16 protein-coding genes are annotated in these 16,471 nt (G+C 35.6%); 6 read left to right on the top strand and 10 right to left on the bottom strand.

Annotation, left to right across the window (positions count from 1 at the left end; all coding sequences use genetic code 11):
- The 5 genes from CYO92_RS05255 to CYO92_RS05235 form a co-directional block, all read right to left on the bottom strand.
- Positions 1 to 336 carry a GDP-mannose dehydrogenase gene (locus CYO92_RS05255; protein WP_103588927.1) on the bottom strand — a complete coding sequence of 112 codons (336 nt, stop codon included), beginning with the start codon at positions 334 to 336 and terminating at the stop codon, positions 1 to 3.
- 46 nt (positions 337 to 382) lie between these two features.
- Positions 383 to 1,441, bottom strand: coding sequence for a GTPase ObgE (obgE, locus tag CYO92_RS05250; protein ID WP_103588926.1), 1,059 nt, complete (start codon positions 1,439 to 1,441; stop codon positions 383 to 385).
- 224 nt (positions 1,442 to 1,665) lie between these two features.
- Entirely contained in the window at positions 1,666 to 1,923 is a 258-nt protein-coding gene (gene rpmA, locus CYO92_RS05245; protein ID WP_002942569.1) for a 50S ribosomal protein L27, read from the bottom strand.
- A gap of 11 nt (positions 1,924 to 1,934) precedes the next feature.
- Positions 1,935 to 2,249: a 50S ribosomal protein L21 gene (gene rplU, locus CYO92_RS05240; protein ID WP_021090648.1), complete on the bottom strand. Its 315-nt coding sequence runs from the start codon at positions 2,247 to 2,249 to the stop codon at positions 1,935 to 1,937.
- Between the two features lie 151 nt (positions 2,250 to 2,400).
- The gene (locus CYO92_RS05235; protein ID WP_103588925.1) at positions 2,401 to 3,435 is read right to left on the bottom strand and encodes a cytochrome-c peroxidase; all 1,035 of its coding nucleotides are present in this window, start codon (positions 3,433 to 3,435) and stop codon (positions 2,401 to 2,403) included.
- Positions 3,436 to 3,698: 263 nt separating this feature from the next.
- Between CYO92_RS05235 and flhB the strand changes: the two genes are divergently transcribed.
- Positions 3,699 to 4,772 carry a flagellar biosynthesis protein FlhB gene (gene flhB, locus CYO92_RS05230; RefSeq protein ID WP_035167257.1) on the top strand — a complete coding sequence of 358 codons (1,074 nt, stop codon included), beginning with the start codon at positions 3,699 to 3,701 and terminating at the stop codon, positions 4,770 to 4,772.
- Between the two features lie 52 nt (positions 4,773 to 4,824).
- On the opposite strand, the gene CYO92_RS05225 is transcribed toward flhB, so the two are convergent.
- Positions 4,825 to 6,492 carry an anaerobic C4-dicarboxylate transporter gene (locus CYO92_RS05225; RefSeq protein WP_072593834.1) on the bottom strand — a complete coding sequence of 556 codons (1,668 nt, stop codon included), beginning with the start codon at positions 6,490 to 6,492 and terminating at the stop codon, positions 4,825 to 4,827.
- Between the two features lie 1,592 nt (positions 6,493 to 8,084).
- Between CYO92_RS05225 and CYO92_RS09560 the strand changes: the two genes are divergently transcribed.
- The 5 genes from CYO92_RS09560 (at position 8,085) to CYO92_RS05205 (ending at position 11,544) form a co-directional block, all read left to right on the top strand.
- Complete coding sequence (locus CYO92_RS09560) at positions 8,085 to 8,219, top strand: hypothetical protein (protein WP_258032727.1); 135 nt, start codon at positions 8,085 to 8,087, stop codon at positions 8,217 to 8,219.
- Between the two features lie 149 nt (positions 8,220 to 8,368).
- Positions 8,369 to 8,743, top strand: coding sequence for a CRISPR-associated protein Csx20 (gene csx20, locus CYO92_RS05220; protein WP_103588924.1), 375 nt, complete (start codon positions 8,369 to 8,371; stop codon positions 8,741 to 8,743).
- Between the two features lie 96 nt (positions 8,744 to 8,839).
- Positions 8,840 to 10,162 carry a CRISPR-associated DxTHG motif protein gene (locus tag CYO92_RS05215; RefSeq protein WP_103588923.1) on the top strand — a complete coding sequence of 441 codons (1,323 nt, stop codon included), beginning with the start codon at positions 8,840 to 8,842 and terminating at the stop codon, positions 10,160 to 10,162.
- Between the two features lie 69 nt (positions 10,163 to 10,231).
- Positions 10,232 to 10,852 (top strand): DUF4433 domain-containing protein, encoded by a 621-nt coding sequence (locus CYO92_RS05210; RefSeq protein ID WP_180997851.1) that lies wholly within the window; start codon positions 10,232 to 10,234, stop codon positions 10,850 to 10,852.
- Positions 10,853 to 10,860: 8 nt separating this feature from the next.
- Positions 10,861 to 11,544 carry a macro domain-containing protein gene (locus CYO92_RS05205; RefSeq protein WP_103588921.1) on the top strand — a complete coding sequence of 228 codons (684 nt, stop codon included), beginning with the start codon at positions 10,861 to 10,863 and terminating at the stop codon, positions 11,542 to 11,544.
- Here CYO92_RS05205 and CYO92_RS05200 read toward each other — a convergent pair whose 3' ends face one another.
- From CYO92_RS05200 to CYO92_RS05185, 4 genes are all read right to left on the bottom strand, one after another.
- Positions 11,545 to 12,507: a helix-turn-helix transcriptional regulator gene (locus tag CYO92_RS05200; RefSeq protein WP_180997990.1), complete on the bottom strand. Its 963-nt coding sequence runs from the start codon at positions 12,505 to 12,507 to the stop codon at positions 11,545 to 11,547.
- A 685-nt stretch (positions 12,508 to 13,192) separates the two neighbouring features.
- Complete coding sequence (locus tag CYO92_RS05195) at positions 13,193 to 13,654, bottom strand: hypothetical protein (RefSeq protein ID WP_103588919.1); 462 nt, start codon at positions 13,652 to 13,654, stop codon at positions 13,193 to 13,195.
- A 19-nt stretch (positions 13,655 to 13,673) separates the two neighbouring features.
- Positions 13,674 to 13,964 (bottom strand): hypothetical protein, encoded by a 291-nt coding sequence (locus CYO92_RS05190; RefSeq protein WP_141089849.1) that lies wholly within the window; start codon positions 13,962 to 13,964, stop codon positions 13,674 to 13,676.
- A gap of 107 nt (positions 13,965 to 14,071) precedes the next feature.
- The gene (locus CYO92_RS05185) at positions 14,072 to 14,305 is read right to left on the bottom strand and encodes a hypothetical protein (protein ID WP_103588917.1); all 234 of its coding nucleotides are present in this window, start codon (positions 14,303 to 14,305) and stop codon (positions 14,072 to 14,074) included.
- Positions 14,306 to 16,471 lie beyond the last annotated feature (2,166 nt).

Below are 16,471 nucleotides of genomic sequence, written 5' to 3'. Positions count from 1 at the left end.
TCAACGACTTTTATTTTGATCTGCGTTTTTGCTGCTTGGCGGCCAAGAGGCGCATGGATCTTTCTGCCAACTAATCTTTTGCAATACTAAATTTCTTAGCTCATTAACGCTAACTTTGCCACTACGATCAAGATCCAGCCTTTTAAATTCATCACTAGTGCATAGATCTGGTGCTATTTTTAGTCCTGGTGGCGCCTTGCACGTCATCCACTCATCTAAATTTAACGTTCCGTCGCGATCTATGTCATTAAAATCTAAAAACATATATGCCGGATCCGCTGGCTCACAGCTATATGCACCAAGGCAAAATAGCATAATGCAAAAAATTTTCTTCATTTTATCTTCTTAAATTTCTAAGTTCAAAGTGCCAAAAAGTCGCAACTCAAAGCTCCTTTTTAAGCAGCTCAAGCAGTGCAAATTTAAGCTCGTCGATGTTCTCGTTTGTCGCTGATGAGATTGGCAAAACAAAGTATGGTTTTTCCGCGTCAAAGCTGTATAGGTCTTGTTTATAGACAAATTTACCAACTTGATTTGGCTCTAAATTTATACTTTTCATAAATTCTTTTATATTTTCATCTAAATTTTCTGCCGCATCGACTCTGGTGATAGCGATCGCGTAGTCCCTGCTAGCAAGCACACTTGAAAATTTAGCGACCTCCTCTTTTAGCACGCTAAACTGCTCGCTCATGCTTCTGTAGTTTGCTCCGTCTATCATAAAAAGTAAAATTTTATTTCGCTCGATATGTTTTAGAAATTTAACGCCCAAACCGCGTCCATCGCTCGCCCCTTCGATGATACCAGGGATGTCGGCCATGACAAAGCCACTAAACTCATCGACCTCGACAAGTCCAAGCTTTGGCGTAAGCGTTGTAAATTCGTAGTTTGCGATCTGCGGTTTGGCATTTGATACTGTTGAAATAAGCGTTGATTTACCAACATTTGGAAAGCCCACCAAACCAACATCAGCAATGAGCTTTAACTCGAGCCTTACTTCAATACTCTCTTCAGGCATACCTTTTTGTGCGTATTCTGGAGCTTGGTTGATAGAGCTTTTAAAGTGAAAATTTCCGAGTCCACCTTTACCGCCCTTTAAAAATAGCGTCTTTTGACCCTCACTAACTATATCACAGAGTAGTTCATTTGTCTGTGCATCATAAACAGCTGTACCAGGAGGGACTATGAGTTCTAAATTTTCGCCCTTTTTGCCAGTCATTCGCTTGCCCATGCCAGCTTCACCATTGCCAGCCTTCATGGCTCTTTTACCCTTATAATTTGCTAAAGTATGGGTATTGTTGTCACAAACAAAATAAACATCTCCGCCATCTCCGCCATCTCCGCCATCAGGACCACCTAAAATGACGTGTTTTTCACGGCGAAAACTCACAGCTCCAGCTCCACCATGCCCCGAACTTAGAGTCAATCTTGCACTATCTATAAACATTTTTTACCTTAAATTTTTTATTTGGATTATATCCAACTTTACTGAAATTAAATCGTGATATCTTGATTAAAATAAAGCAAATATAAACACCATGAAGCTCGAAATATAGAGTTGTGATTGATTTAAAATTTCTCTCAAACAGCTATTTGAAAAATTCTAAACACTAAATAAAAATTTTAATTTTTGAATAATTTTAAGAAAGAAAGGGGCGATTGCCCCTGAGATTATGCAGCTGGATAAACAGATACTTTTTTTCTATTTTTATCAAGTCTTTCAAATTTTACAAAGCCATCGACTAATGCAAAAATTGTATGGTCTTTACCAAGACCTACGTTATTTCCAGCGTGAGTTGCTGTTCCTCTTTGGCGGATGATTATATTTCCAGCACGAACGAACTCACCACCAAATTTTTTAACACCTAATCGGCGTCCGATACTATCACGGTTATTTTGGGTTGAACCTTGACCTTTTTTGTGTGCCATATCTTATCTCCTTAAGCTGCGATACTTACGACTTTTACACGTGTAAATTGTCTTCTAAAGCCGCGTTTTAGTTTTGAGTCTTTACGTCTGCGTTTTTTGTAGATAACTACTTTTTTGTCTTTGCCTTCATTAACGACCTCAAGAACAACTTTTGCACCCTTCACAAATGGCGCACCTACCTTTACTTCGCCGTCATTTACAGCCAAAACTTCTGTAATCTCAACGGTTGATTTAGCTTCAGCACTAAAGTGGTCTAGCTTAAGGTACTCGCCCTCACTAACACGATATTGCTTACCGCCATGCTTAAATATAGCGTATTTTGACATACTCTACCTTTCTAAATTTGGTAAGACCAAAAAGCGCTTTTGGATTTCAAAAGACTTGGGGAGCTTTGTTGGTTGTAAGAGACGGATGATACCCAAAAATTTATAAATTTAAGTTGAATGGGGCGGAAATTTATCCGCCTTTTTGTTTAGCTTAGTAGTCAAGCTCCGGTTTTGGGGTCTTTTCGGTAGATGCAGGGAAGGACGGATATTCGACTTTAGGCATTTTGCCTGTTAGCGAATTTAAAAACGTCACGATATCGGCGGCTTCTTTGTCATTTATCTCGATACCTAGCTGTACGCTACCCATCATTTTGACGGCATCTTTTAGCGACCAAACTGCACCGTTGTGAAAATACGGAGCCGTTAGCTCGATGTTGCGTAACGTAGGAGCTTTTACTAGACCGTTTGCATCGCCTTTAAAGTCGCCCAAATTTGCAAATTCATATTTGCCCGCAACCTCAAACGGCTGTAAAGTACCGCCCAAATTTATGCCGTTATGGCATGTAGCGCAACCCTTGTCGATGAAGGTTTTTAGTCCTTTTTTCTCAGCGCCGTTTAGCGCAGTCTCGTCGCCTTCTAAAAATTTATCGAATCTAGACGGAGTTACGAGCGTTCTTTCAAAGATACCTATGGCCGTCGTTACCAGCTCAAAGCTCACGTCGCTATTAAACGCGGCCTTAAACTCGCTCACATACGCTGGGATCGATTTTAGCCTTTGCTCGACAAGCTCCGGAGTAGAAGCCATCTCCGGCATCGCAGTCATCGGGCCGGCAGCCTGAGCGGCTAGGTGAGCGGCGCGTCCATCCCAAAACTGCACCGAGTTAAATACGGAGTTGTAAACCGTCGGAGCATTTACGTGATGAGGGTTTGGGGTCCATTTGTGACCTGTAGATGCAGGTACGCCGTCCGCTCCGCCTAAGCCCAAGTTGTGACAGGTGTTGCAGCTGATAATGCCGGATTTTGATAATCTCGGATCAAAATAAAGCCTCTTACCAAGCTCGTAAGCAGCCATAGTGGTTGGATATTTCTCAGCATCTGGAGAAGCTTCGTTTATCGCTTTGGTTAGCGCCTTTGGATCGCTAGGGATAGCGACTAGACCCACATCTAGCGCGTCTTGGATCAAATTTTGAGCGTTTAGCGCCGTCGCTAACGCAACAAAACCCAACAAAACTGACTTAATTTTCATTAAATGCTCCTTTAAAAATAGAGTTAGATCATAATTATAATGTTTTATAGTTAAATATAAATAAATTTTATTATTTATTAGAAATTATTTTTAAGTAGTTTTAGTTATTCAAGATAAGATATATCTTATTTATTTTTATTGAATAGTATTAATTATTAGTCTACTTTGTATAAGATTTACTATAGCTTGACTACATAAGAAATACTTCAATTTAACCTCGCTTTAGATATAATCTCCAAAATTTAACCAAACTCAGGATAATAATGGCAGGCGAAGATCAGGAAAAAACCGAAGAAGCGACTCCCAAAAAGATAGAAGATGCCAAAAAAGACGGCAACGTTCCCAAAAGTCAGGACCTGGCTGGGTTCGTGACCCTTGTCATCGCTATTGGCGTACTACTTGCAATGCTAAATTTTATGAAAGAACAGATCATCTCACTTTATATCTATTACTCAAAATTTATCGGTCAGCCACTTACCTTGCCAACTGTAAAAATGATCGTCGTAAATACCTTTGCAAGGTCGCTTCTTATGATACTTCCGGTTTGTATCTGTGTGGCGATCGCTGGTGTCATCGCAAATGTAATGCAGTTTGGATTTATCTTTACCACAAAACCTATAATGCCAAATTTTGGCAAGATAAATCCACTAAAGGGACTAAAAAATTTATTCTCGATGAAAAAAGTGATAGATAGCATCAAAATCGTACTAAAAGTTAGCATCGTCTTTGGAGTTGGATTTTATTTTTTCTTGCAGTTTATAAAGGAGTTGCCACACACGCTCTTTTTTTCTATGTTTGATCAGCTTGCTTGGCTAAAAGAAAAGCTCATCATTCTTGTTAGTGTCATGCTTTTTATACTTTTCGTGATCGGACTTATCGACCTTCTCATTGTGCGTTTTCAATACTTTAAAGACCTTCGTATGAGCAAGCAAGAGATAAAAGATGAGTATAAGCAAATGGAAGGAGATCCACAAGTTAAGGGCAGAATTCGTCAAGCACAAATGCGTGCAGCCAAGCGTCGAATGATGCAAAATATCCCACAAGCTGACGTAGTCATCACAAACCCTACTCACTACGCCGTGGCGATAAGATATGATAAAAGTCGCGACGAGGCGCCGATAATACTTGCTAAAGGTGTCGATTTTTTAGCACTGCAAATCAAAAAAATAGCCGTTGAAAATGGTGTGCAAATTTATGAAAATCCACCACTCGCAAGAGAGCTTTATAAAATTTGTGAAGTCGATGATACGATACCAGCACATCTTTTTAGGGCCGTGGCCGAAGTGTTAAGCTTCGTTTATATGAGCAATAAACAAAAATTTAAAGATAAGCTTTGATAAATTTCTACTCTTGCCACTAGAAATTACTAGCAGCAAGAGAATTTATCTATTATAGATATCCAAAAGCAGTTGCAAAAATATAGCCAAATATACAAGAGGATATAACACCAATAAGACCCGGAATGATAAAGCTGTGATTGATAACAAATTTACCAATATGTGTCGTACCACTTCTATCAAACTGAATAGCTGCAAGGTCGCTTGGATATGTTGGTAGGATGTAGTATCCGTAGCAAGCTGGCGCAAAAGCTAGAATGATAGCAGGATTAACATCGATATTTAATGCTAATGGCACAAATGCAACCAAAGCTGCAGCTTGAGAATTTACAAATTTTGAGATAATCAAAAGCATAACCGCATAAGTCCAAGGATGCTCTTTTACAATGCTTCCTAGTGCCTCTTTCATCATAGGAGTGTGCACTGCAAACATAGTCTCAGCCATCCAAGAGATACCAAAAACTGCAACAAGAGCAATCATACCTGATCTAAATATCTCGTTTTTACCGATCTTGCTAGCATCTGTTGGTGTAAAGATTAAAATGATAGCGCCAGTTAAAAGCATGAAAATTTGGATAACATGAACCATACTTAGGCTTTTTGAAGATGCTTGTTTGTTGCTTATATTGATGTAAGCACCTTGAAATTCTTCTTTTGCGCCTTTTTCATTTATATATGTTACTGCGCCATCAGCCGTGCGAGTAAGAGTTTGATTTGCATCTTTGCCGATGATTTTGACTGATTGAGCTTTTTGATTAGCATTTAGCTTATCGTTTGCTACTTTTAACTCAGCCGCCTCTGTTTGGATGCTAGCGTCTTTTATTTTTAAGGTTTTTAAGACTTTTTGCTCAGTTGGAAGGTTAGCTATTACTTGAACGACTGTTGCGTCTTTGTAAGTAGTCCAGCTTGGGCGAAGATCTTTAAAATATCCAAGAAGCGCAACTACAAGAATAGAGCCTAAAAATATCCACATCGCAGCCCACTGATAGCCAGGAAGCTTTTTGCCTAAAAGTGTCGCACTATCGCCATAAACATATTTTTTAAACTCAGGATCTTGAAGCTTTGCTTGGAATACTTCGTCTTTATCAAGATCTTTACCTCTAAACCAGCTAAAAATTCCTACCGCTAAAACGCCACAAAATGTTGATGGAATCGTAATCTTTAAAAGATCTAAATATCCATCAAAGCCAGCTAAGTGAGTTTTAGCATTAATAAGAAAGCTTGTAAGAGTTACAACAGCAACTGAAACTGGGCTTGCGATGATGCCCATTTGTGAGGCTATCGAGCTTGCTGCCATTGGTCGCTCTGGGCGGATGCCATTTTTGATAGCAATATCATAAACGATAGGAAGCACGGTATAAACAACGTGTCCAGTACCGCATAAAATAGTAAGCGTACATGTTACAAAAGGAGCCAAGATACTTACATATTTTGGATTTTTTCTAAGTATGGTTTCTGCTATTTGAAGCATAACATCAAGACCACCACTAGCTTGAAGCGTAGCACTTGCCACAACAACAGCAAGGATAGTTAGCATAACATCAATAGCTGGCTTACCAGGCTCGATATTAAATCCAAAAACGAGGACTATAAGACCGATACCGCCTAGCATACCAAGTGCGATACCGCCTTTTTTAGCTCCGTAGAACAAACAGATAAGGACGATGAGAAGCTGAATAGCAAACTGCATGCCTTCACTTAAATTCATGAGAAAATCCATGAAACCTCCTAAGTTAATATAAATTTAATCAAGATTATATCTCTTATGGATTTAGATTAAACTTATATTTTAAGGATGATTTGATACAAATATAACATTTTGATTAATAAGGCTTATTTAGGATAAATTTTTATAAGATTATCTCCTACAAATTTTTTATTTGATCTTGAAATTTTTATTTGTCTTAGAATATATAAAATGAAAATAGCATTGTTATATTTTAAATTTATTAATAATAAAAATTTATTTAAATTTTATAAATAACCTAGAAGTCTTGTAAATACGAAATTTAATAGAACCAAGAGAAAAATGATTGATGTTTAAGGAAAGGTTAATGGTGGTTAGAGGCAGAATCGAACTACTAAGTATTTCTTAAGATTTATTTTGGTTTATAAATCCCTAAAATACGTTATTTTAAATTTTATATAAGTTTATTAAAATTGCTAATAATGCTTAAGTAGATGGCACCCAATATGGCACCTATTTTTAGACGTTAAATATTAAGATAAAAACTACCTTTTTAAAAATGCCAAGCTCACATTAAAATATTTCTGCTCAAAAGTTATTATAAATGATAATATCACTGGTGTAAAAAATAATTGCGAAAAATACTTTTTACGATAAAAAGTGCTGACGACTAGACTCTATCTTTGCTAGATACTATTTTGGCTAATCCACTTAAAACACTTGAAACGGATAGAGATACTGGACCACATTTGAGTAGGCATCATAGTGTTTCTTGGTAATAGACTATTTGAGCTTAGGACAATTTGAATGCTTTTGCTTTCTTATATAGATCTTTTTTGACTTTACAATTCTTGCTTGTAGATTGGTGTTTCTTTTGATAGATGGCACTATTATCATAATACGTCTCAAAAATAAAATACAACTTTTTATGTATGTGAAATGGCCTAAATTTATATATGGATTATGGAATTTAGCCCCCTTGATCGGGTCAAATTTGTTTAAATACGTAAGTGCGACCAGTGGGATAACCCAAATATGACAAACATGTTTCAATCCCCTTGATCGGGTCAAATTTGTTTAAATGAAACAAGACCATACAATATGGCGGTAGTCGTGCTAATGTTTCAATCCCCTAGATCGGGTCAAATTTGTTTAAATGTGAGTTTACATGGAAACATAGAACTCAAAGTGAAAAATTGTTTCAATCCCCTTGAGCGGGTCAAATTTGTTTAAATACGACAGATTTACACAATTTGAGCAAACATTATTTGCTGTGTTTCAATCCCCTTGATCGGGTCAAATTTGTTTAAATAGCCTAAAAGACTATTTTTGCAAAGGAAAAATTAGCAAAATTATTTAAGAAACTGGCTTTAAAGATACCTAAAATTCGTGAAAAGCTCAAAAAAGTTCGCAAATGTATAGGTATTTAAAAATACTAACTCCATAAAATTAACAATGATAAGTGAAAGAACCCATAAATTTAGGCATTTGTCATCTTAAAAAAGTTCGCAAATCTCTTTTAAAAATTTCAAATTTTATAGATTTGCGAACTTTAAGCGGTATATAAGTTTCGCAAGGTCCTAAAATAGGCTATCCTAAACTTAGCCATAACTAAAAGTTCGCAAATGTATGAGAGATATTTTGAAAAAACTAGATTTGCGAACCTATTTCGCGAGATTTTAGCTAAAAAGGGTCAAATTTCAGCTAAAAAAGTTCGCAAATCAAAAATCCAAAAGAAATTTAAGAACGACATAAGCTAGACAAAGAGCTCTTGCTTCTCAAAGATGGCTGGTTTACGACATAGTCTATAAATTCTCAGGCTGTTTATATTTTTTTGTCATATTGTGTCCAAAAAGCCAGATAGTATCTTGTCTTGTTTTGTATAGATAAAATTTAAAAAGGAAGAGTAATGAAAAAGATGTTTGTGCTTATAAGTCATGGCTTGACACAAGAGCAGAAAAGTCAAGCTCTAAAGATCTTTGGCGTCGAAAATATTATAAATATTGCCGATGACGCGTGGTCAAACATTAGCCCATCTGATGAAAATATACTATATGCTTTAAACAGATATAAAAAGGAGTTGATGCTTGAAGCTGAAGCTGGTGATATTTTACTAGTACAAGGTGACTTTGGCGCTACATATAATATGATAAATTTCGCTAAAAATATCGGGATAAAGACCATCTATGCTACTACTAAACGCATGGCGCAAGAACTCGTAATAGACGGGAAAACGATAATAAAGCGCGAATTTAAGCACGAGAAATTTAGAGAGTATCTGTAGGATCTAGCCATTGTCTTATTAAGTAAAACGCAAGTTGCAAAACGAGATAATCTCTTATACTTCAAAAATATAAGCTGTTAAATTTAAAGGAAGCAAATGCCACTAAATATAGTCAAAAAAGCAAATCCACCCCAGAGTGAAGAGATCAACAACAAAACAGCCGTTATCACCATCCTTGGCATACAAGGTCAAAAAGAGAACATTAAAACCGAAGGTTGCGCTAGGTATTATTTCGCTGGTGAGAGCGCTGATAAATCGCAAGAGTTCTTTAACACTTTGCCGTTGCTGGCAGATAAATTTGGTGCTGAAAATATAGTACCCATATATACGACAGATGCTAGGGGATTTAACGAAGCGGTAATGGCGCACTATGCGGATTTTCAGATAAATTTTAATGATAGCTATAAGATAGTAGATGAGAAAAATTTTGAGGCTTTGTTTGAGATATTTGAAAGAGCGATAGATGATCTAGTAAAAAGTGGTGTCAGTAAGATCGTCTTTGATGTGACGCATGGCTTTAGACACCTGCCTTTGCTTGCGCTAGTCGATCTACTCATACAAAACTTCTCAAACGTCTCCAAAATAGATCAAATTTTATTTGCAAAGGAGATAGAAAAATCCAAGCTATACGAGATAATAGACCTAAGACAATACCTAGATATCGCCAACATCGCTTTTGTGATAGCAGCTTTTTCTCAAAACTATACCTTGGCTCAGCATATAAATACAAAGAAATTTGAGTCGCTGGTAAATGCTTTAAATGATTTTTCAAATAATATACTAAGTTTAAATATCGCAAAGCTGAAAAGCTCGTATGGTGAGCTGATCAAAGAGCTCGATAGGATAGATGATATCGCGCTTATATCAAGAGCTAAGAATTTAAAAGAGAGGCTAAATAAAATATGCGACTGGAGTGATAGTACCTATGTTTTTAGGTATAAACTAGCTAAAGATATGTTTGAAAAGGGCTACTTGCTGCAGTCGCTGGTGCTCTTGTTTGAGAGTGTAAATAGCTATATAGTTGGAGTTTTTGAAAGAAATATCCCTGTCGTTTTTAAGAAAATTTTAGATGAATGTTCCAAAAAGAAAGAACGTAGGAATTACAAAATTAGCAATTTTTTTGTTCAGGCACTAAAAGTTCGTGCCGATGCATCCAATGATGATTTTGCCTATAGTACTAAGAGAAATTTAAAGTATCTTGACCTTACAAATTTTGATATAGATAACATAAGGTCAGTAATCAAGACAGAATTTGGTTCAGGCTGTGAGTTGTTAGAATATCATGAAGAATTATATAAATTGCGTAATGACTTCGCACACGGCAATATCAGCGAAGAAGAATTTAGCCATATAAAACAAGAGATAAAAAAGCTGTTTGATAGATACCATAATTTTATAAATATACAACAAAGCCTATAATTTAATATTTTTAGACACTATATGTCTATAATGCCCCTTATAATCTCCGAAAAAATAACGGAGGTTATAATGAGCAACCAAACTTTCTTAGACAGCATGAGCGAAATTTTCCATATGACGGACTGCAATAATTTACAAAACATTTTACTACATGGCTTGCAAAATCACTACAACACTTATAAACAAGTAGATATCAGCAACCAAGAGGTAAATGCAAGGCGCGAAAAGATTGAGTTCATATATGGACATAAAATTCACGACTATGTTCCTTTTTATTTTAATCCACGCAATGCCATGCTCTATAGAAATAGAAACAATGCTCGCGTTATCATTCTAGGACTTGACGTTCGGGTTATCAAAGATCACCAAGATGGCTTTTTGATCTCAAATCGCAATGCGTCTGCAGATGAGGCTAAATTTAGTAAAAATTTGCCTGACTTGCAAGATCCAAATTTTATAAATTTTGATGATGTCTTTTCTCCAAGATGGTGCAACAATGGCATTGCAAACAATGATATCAAACAAAAAATGATGGCAGAAATTTTGATCAATGATGTAGTTTATGGCCGTTACATACGCTCTATATATGTTAAAGATCAAGCTAGTAAAAAAGCTATTGAAGAGCAGCTGGCTGGCGATCTTAAGATGTATAATATCAACGTCATAGTTGATCCAGCTAAATTTTTCTAAGGATAAAAATGGTAACTCTTAAAAATGGCAATATATTTAACACCAAAGCGGACACCATAGTAAATACCATTAACTGCGTAGGCGTAATGGGCGCTGGCATAGCGTATGAATTTAGATTGCGCTATCCTGAAATGTTCTCGCGATATGTTGAGCTTTGCAGTGAGGGCAACCCAAATAAAATAGAAATAGGCAAACTATGGTTATACAAGGCTGATGATGGACGACAGGTGCTAAATTTCCCTACCAAAAAGCATTGGAAAGATCCGTCAAAAATGAGCTACATAAAAGTCGGTCTTGAAAAATTTGTAAATACTTATGCGAGTAAAAAGATCAACCATATCGCATTTCCACTTCTTGGTGCCGCAAATGGCGGACTTGATAAAGATGAAGTTATAAATTTGATGATGGAATTTCTGGAGCCTTTAGAAATAGAGTGTGAAATTTGGGAATTTGACGAGAGTGCAAGTGATGACTTGTATGATGATTTTGCGCTAAATTTTGATATCGATGAGCTAAAAAGGCAGACCAAGATCTTGGGTATAAAAAATATAAGATTTCAATCTATCAAAGATGCCATAGATAGTGGGCTATATCACTCGCTAAGCTCTTTGCTAAGGGCTCCTGGCATAGGCGATAAGTCGCTTGAGGCATGTTTTAGGATAGTTAAAAGCATGCCAAAAAGACTATTTTAGTTAGAGTAAATTTTTACCTTCTTCTATCTTTTTTATGATCTTTTGTTTTAGCTCCACTGGGGCTAAAATTTTGACGTATCCCAAAAACTCCATGATAAAAAACTCTATCTCTTTAAGATCACTAAAATGGTAGCTAACCACAATCGCTCCGTCTGGCTTGTGCTCTATGATCTTTTGCGATTGAAAGAAGTTTTTTCTCTCAAACAAAAAGGCTTTTTGTGGGCTGATCTCGAGCTGCACTTCTATGAGCGAGCTTCTCCACTCATGTGAAAAGACCGCAAACGGCGTTTGGATGTTTTTTATAAAATCATCGATGTTATAGTCGTGATTAAACGTTTCGCCTTTGATAACCTCTAAATTTACTATCCCAGCTATCCTAAAAAGTGAAAAATCATACTCGTTGTTGCTATTTGCCAGATATAAATTTTCATTGATCAGTAAAATTTTATATGGCTTCACCTCTTTAAATTTTTTGCTATCAGACCTATTCGTCGGGGTATACTCAATCGCGAGCTTTTTTCTATAGCGTATTGCATCTTCTAGCGTTTTTATGATGCTTTTGTCTAGTTCCGTCTCGATCGGGCTCGTGATAAAGTCATAAACGCCCAATGATTCATTTATAGTTTGAGATACAGCCGTTTTCTTGCTGGTTTCATTAAATTTTTGAGAGTTTTTGGCAAGCATCGCGTAGATTATCTTTAGGACATTTCTCTTTCTCTCATCTAGCAGATCATCGAGCAAATTTGTATTGATAGCCTGGTAGCAGCCAGGTCCTGTCCGTTTTATTTCTATCTCATTAAACACGTCTTTTATAGCATCAAAGTCGCGCTTTATGGTTTTATTGTTTAGTCTTGGCTTACTATTATCTTTTTCATTGATCCACAGCTCGTCTTGCGCAGTGTCGATTATCTCGCCGCGATTTAATTTTTTAAGTAGCCACAGTATCCTAGTTTGGGCGTCCATTGCTTTATCCTTTTTTAAAACTTTTTGTAAATTATACCGTAGTTTGTCCATACACTCTTTTATAATTCTCCCAACAAAGCAAAATAACTTAAAAAAGGAGAAATCTATGTCTTGTGATTTTATCGATATAACCATTGACGGTGACGGCATCCATATCCACATTGAGTGGTAGCAAGTCACTTGTCAGTATGTAAAAAATCAAAAATGGGAGGGTTAAATATGCCTATTGTTTTAATTTTAGAGGCGCTCGCTAAAGCAGCTATTGAGTTTTATGTTGCCAAAAAGGCTATCGATACTTTAACAAGCAAAAAAAGGATATAATATGCCAATTTTAATAATACCAATCATAGAGCTTGCTGCCAAAGTCGCTATATCTACATACACACTATATAAGATAGGATCAACAATTTATGAGGAGATATGCGATGAGCAATAAAGATTTATTAAAGATTATAGAGACAACGTCTCTGTGTATAGCTACATTATAGAGTTGCTACTATTATCATATCTCTTGTTTTTACTTTCATTATTATCCTTTTTATTTTACTTAATATAAGATTATTTTTTTACCTACATTGTTACATATATGTTTTACTGCGACCTTTAATACCTCTATAACTATTTCTAGTATTTCTAATGTAATTTTCAATCCTCTAAATCGGATCAAATTTGCTTAAAATTCTTTTTAGTAGAGCACGCCATCGAATGTTTCAGTGCAGTCATCTTCAAGGAGGCTGTCACCAAATTTATATAAGGCTACGCCTGCTAGTGCAGTTAGACCTAGAGCCATAACGATAGAGGTGGTGCCTGATGTTTCAACTTTAGCTTTTTTATTAGGAATGTCTATTTCGGCGGAGAGACTATTTTTCTCATTATCAAAAGCATCATTTAAAAAGTAATTATCATCGTATAGTTTACTCATATTTCTTTCTAATAGTTCAGTATTGTATTCTATTGCTTTTTCTTCGAATAATCTAATCTTTTCGTTGTTTATTTTGATAATTGCTTTGGTTAATATAGTAACCTTTTCTAATAAAGCCAACTTTTTACTAGCACTTGTCTCGTTTTCAATAGCCTCTTCTAATATATTTATAGCACTTTCATAAGCTTCTTCGGCCATGTTATAAGCAGTTATCAAATCATTCATATTTTTGCCTTTTCAGTTATTAAGCTTCTATTAGCTTGTCACTCAATTTTTCAATAGCCACATAACCAAGACCAACTAGCCCCACTATAAGCAGTATGCTACTTATCCCTTTAGTATCGGCCTTAACATCAACTGGACCGCAAGAGACATTAACATTTGATGTTGTGTTATTGATAATATTCTCTAAAATTTCTTTAATCATCTCCCATGATAGTGGTGATGTAGTTTCTAGATTTAAAATTTTCATAGTTTTCTCCTTGTTGTTTTTTTCTTTATTTTTTATTTGTTTTGTTGTTTGCCAATAGTGCATCTACGGTCTTGGCTGCTGAAACAGTGATTGAAAAAGTTATTACGCCTATTTGTAGGATATCTACTATCGCTCTACTTGTAAAAATTGCTATTAGTGGTAACATCTTATCACCTTGTAAAGTAGCTGTTTTTTGGTTTTAACATCTTTTTAAATTTCATCTTCGCTGTGTCAATGAAATTTAAATCACGCTTCTCTAAAACTCTTGAGCCACATTTAGAGCACTCTGTTACTATTTGGTCGAAGTAGTCCCTACCTAACACATCTGATCCTTCGTAGTCAAAGTAGTATATCTCTCCGCAGTTTTTGCAGATGAGTTTGTATCTTTCAACTTTATATTTCATTAATATCTCCTCTTCTTATATTTTATTAGTTTCTCTTTTTTGTAAATATGCAGCAATTATAAAAATAGATATGGACAAAGCGTTTCCAAAAAAAATAAAAGTATGAAAAAGTTGATGGTAGTGTTTGTAGATAAAGTAGTTTAATTTTACATATAAATGTAAATTTCAATCCCCTAAATCGGGTCAAATTTGTTTAAATTAAATAGTCCAGAGTTTTATGATTATGATGAGCTAATGGGTTTCAACCCCCCCCCCTTTTTTTTTGATCGGGTCAAATTTGTTTAAATTATATTTTTTGACGTATTTCTCATGGATGAGACTCATAAGTTTCAATCCCCTTGAATGGGTCAAATTTGTTTAAATAGCCTAGAGTTTAACAGCCCCGAAAACGCACTACATAAAGTTTAATCCCCTAAATCGGGTCAAATTTGTTTAAATAACGGGCGAGCACAAGGAGCGTGTTATGTTTGAGGAGAAAAAGTTTCAATCCCCTAATCAGGTCAAATTTGTTTAAATACTACCTATGCTTCAAATTAAAGCAGGAGATGTCTTGTTTCAATCCCCTTGATCGGGTCAAATTTGTTTAAATGCGACTGCTATCATAAATTTAAAAGCCTACTCTTAGTTTCAATCCCCTAAATCGGGTCAAATTTGTTTAAATACAAGCGCAATATGCGCCTCAAGAGATGCAGTATGATGAGTTTCAATCCCCTTGATCGGGTCAAATTTGTTTAAATCTTTTACTGCCGCATATATCTAGGCTGGAAGCTGATGTTTCAATCCCCTTGATTGGGTCAAATTTGTTTAAATACGACCGCCCCACAACTAGCGTGTGACCTACTTTAGTTTCAATCCCCTAGATCGGGTCAAATTTGTTTAAATCCAAATCCAAAATTTAATTCACAAACAAAAGAAAAACTGTTTCAATCCCCTTGATCGGGTCAAATTTGTTTAAATCATAGGACATGCGACAATAATAACTAGTTTAATAATACTGTTTCAATCCCCTTGATCGGGTCAAATTTGTTTAAATCAAATATCCCAAACGGCTTTTTACGCTGTGATGGGTTTCAATCCCCTAAATCGGGTCAAATTTGTTTAAATCCTATTCAGTACTCAGAGACTGATGGAGAAACTGATGAGTTTCAATCCCCTTTATCGGGTCAAATTTGTTTAAATATCCAAAAGGATACATTATGAACAAAACTGAACTAGTGTTTCAATCCCCTTTATCGGGTCAAATTTGTTTAAATATCAAAGCCGCTCGTGGTCAAGCGCTTCTTATTACTTAAGTGTTTCAATCCCCTTGATCGGGTCAAATTTGTTTAAATCCTAATAAACCTGAATACTTATCTGCAGTAATTGTTCACGAGTTTCAATCCCCTAGATCGGGTCAAATTTGTTTAAATTGGCTGAAGGTAAAGAAGCAATAAAAAATTTCTTGACTTCGTTTCAATCCCCTTGATCGGGTCAAATTTGTTTAAATTCAAATTAAAAAGCTAAGTGCTCAATCAAGTGAGCTAGTTTCAATCCCCTTGATCGGGTCAAATTTGTTTAAATATTAATCAAAGTCAAATGGAAGCTATTCAAATAGCTTGTTTCAATCCCCTAAATCGGGTCAAATTTGTTTAAATCCAAGGCTAAATTTGGTACTACCGAATATTTCGGTAGCGTTTCAATCCCCTTGGTCGGGTCAAATTTGTTTAAATTATAAATACTGGGATACTAGACAATATTCATAAAGTGTTTCAATCCCCTTGGTCGGGTCAAATTTGTTTAAATAAGGAGCAAAATATGCAAAAATTCAAAATTGTTTTGTTTCAATCCCCTTGGTCGGGTCAAATTTGTTTAAATAGCCTAAAAGACTATTTTTGCAAAGGAAAAATTAGCAAAATTATTTAAGAAACTGGCTTTAAAGATACCTAAAATTCGTGAAAAGCTCAAAAAAGTTCGCAAATGTATAGGTATTTAAAAATACTAACTCCATAAAATTAACAATGATAAGTGAAAGAACCCATAAATTTAGGCATTTGTCATCTTAAAAAAGTTCGCAAATCTCTTTTAAAAATTTCAAATTTTATAGGTTTGCGAACTTTAAGCGGTATATAAGTTTCGCAAGGTCCTAAAATAGGCTATCCTAAACTTAGGTATAACTAAAAGTTCGCA

The sequence above is a fragment of the Campylobacter concisus genome (genome assembly GCF_002913715.1).
In the GTDB taxonomy this organism is placed as follows: domain Bacteria; phylum Campylobacterota; class Campylobacteria; order Campylobacterales; family Campylobacteraceae; genus Campylobacter_A; species Campylobacter_A concisus_AG.
This window is presented reverse-complemented; position numbering and strand designations above follow the sequence as displayed.